At 61.9% G+C, this 1,644-nt stretch carries 2 protein-coding genes; both read right to left on the bottom strand.

Annotated features, from left to right (window positions below):
- Positions 1–713: crotonase/enoyl-CoA hydratase family protein (locus ACEW8G_RS11125; RefSeq protein WP_373488488.1), on the bottom strand; the 713-nt coding region annotated here is incomplete at its 3' end.
- 147 nt (positions 714–860) lie between these two features.
- A partial coding sequence (locus ACEW8G_RS11120; protein ID WP_373488487.1) for an acyl-CoA dehydrogenase family protein occupies positions 861–1,644 on the bottom strand: 784 nt, incomplete at its 5' end.

Below are 1,644 nucleotides of genomic sequence, written 5' to 3'. Positions count from 1 at the left end.
GCTCCCTCGCGCGCATCTGCAGAGGTGAACACGTGATTGATCAGCGCTCCTTGGCGTTTCCACATCTCATCTTCGCTCCAGAAGCGCGATTCGACGATTACCTGCTTGCTGCCCTGAACGGCAAGCGGGCCATTGGCGCTGATCTTGGCGGCCAGTTCCATCGCGCCGTCAATGGCAGGTGTTTCAACGACGCGGTTGACGAAGCCCAGTTCATAGGCGCGCTGCGCATCGATGAAATCACCGGTCAGCGCCAGTTCCATCGCGATGCGCTGCGGGATCTGGCGCGGCAGGCGGATCAGCCCGCCCGCGCCTGCGGCGAGTCCGCGCTTCGCTTCAGGGATGCCAAACTTGGCCGCAGCATTGGCGACGATCAGGTCGCATGTCATCGCAACCTCCATTCCGCCCGCCAGCGCATAGCCATCGACTGCAGCGATCAGCGGCTTCTTTGGCGGGGTTTCGATAAACCCCGCAAAACCGCGCCCCTTGATCGTGGGCAGTTCGCCTTTGAGGAAAGCCTTGAGGTCCATGCCCGAACAGAATGTGCCCCCTGCCCCGGTGATGATGCCGACACGCAGATCCGGATTGGCGTCCAGTTCATCCATTGCCGCCGCAACACCAGCGGCGACCGCGCCGTTGACAGCGTTCTTGGCCTCGGGCCGATTGATGGTGATGATGAGGACACCGTTTTCAGACGAGCTAAGAACTTCAGACATGCCATAAACTCCAAAAAAATTCCCCTCTCCTTTAGGGGAGGGGTTAGGGGAGGGGCATGGCTATGGCAGCCCCCTCTCCCAACTTCGCCTAGACCGGCTGCGCCAGGTCGAGGCTGCGTATCCCTCTCCCCTAAAGGAGAGAGGGCACTAGAACAGCAATTCGGCCACTTTCGCCCGGTGCCACGCCGCATCGCCGAACTGGCTCGCGTTCCAGATGGCATTGCGGCGGTAGAGCCCCGCGTCGCAATCGTGGGTGAAACCAAAGCCGCCGTGGAACTGCACCGCGCGGTCTGCGGCAAAGCTGTACGCCTTGTCGGCGCTCGCCTTGGCCATGCGCACCGCAATCTCGCCGACCCCCTGCCGGCCGAAATTGTGCGAGGCGCTGAGCATGTGCGAACGTGCCTTTTCATACGCCACATAAGCATTCGTGATCGGGTGCTTGAGCGCTTGGTATTCGCCGATCAGCTTGCCAAACTGCTTGCGGGTTTTGAGATATTCGATGGTGTAATCGATGGCGCTCTGGGTGCCGCCGCACATCTCGGCCGCCTGCAGCAGTGCGCTGGCCAGATCGATCTGCGTCAGCGCGCTTGCCGTGCGCCCGGCATCCAGCAGCGCATCGGTACCAATTTCGATACCGTCGAGCGTCAGTTCGTAGCTGCGCTTGGTCTCATCGATGATGATCTCGCGCCGCATCGCTGTGTCGGCAATTTGCGCGCGTTCGATCAGTACCAACCGCGCCGCGCCACCGATCTGCACCGTCGCGATGATCAATTCTGCGTCGGACGCATAGGCGACGAATTGCTTGGTACCCGACAGCACATAGCCGCTTCCACTGGCCTTGGCCGTCGCCTCGACATGGGCAAGGTTCCAGTCGCCGTGCGGTTCGGTGAGCGCCAGCGTCGCCACTGCTCCGCCGACGATGCGCGGCAGC

It is taken from the genome of Blastomonas sp. (assembly GCF_041747255.1).
Taxonomy (GTDB): domain Bacteria; phylum Pseudomonadota; class Alphaproteobacteria; order Sphingomonadales; family Sphingomonadaceae; genus Blastomonas.
Note: the sequence above shows the minus strand (reverse complement) of the source record. Positions and strands in the feature narration are given on the sequence as shown.